At 71.4% G+C, this 255-nt stretch carries 1 protein-coding gene; it reads right to left on the bottom strand.

Going from position 1 to position 255, the window contains the following annotated elements; translation table 11 throughout:
* Positions 1-255, bottom strand: a 255-nt coding sequence (locus IU459_RS40685) for a hypothetical protein (RefSeq protein WP_195134367.1), incomplete at both ends; no start/stop codon positions are given.

The raw sequence follows: 255 nt of genomic DNA, 5'->3' as shown, positions 1-255 counted from the left end.
CGGTGAACCAGCCGACGGTTCGCGACAGGTCCGCACCCGCCACCACGTCTTCTTCGCGGCCGTGACCCTCCAAGCGGATCAGCAGCGACTCGTCGCCGCGAGCGGCCACCCGGCGCGCCCGCCACTTCGCGGTGGCCAGTGCCAGCGCGGTGAGCAGGCCGTCGTTCACGCCGCCGTGGAACAGCGCCGGAACCGTGGTGAGCAGGGCCTTGGTGACCTCGGCGGACACCTCGACCGGCAACTTCTCGATGACGC

This window comes from Nocardia amamiensis (assembly GCF_015477605.1).
GTDB lineage: Bacteria > Actinomycetota > Actinomycetes > Mycobacteriales > Mycobacteriaceae > Nocardia > Nocardia amamiensis_A.
The sequence above is the reverse complement of the archived record's forward strand: the minus strand, read 5'-3'. Positions and strand labels throughout refer to the sequence as shown.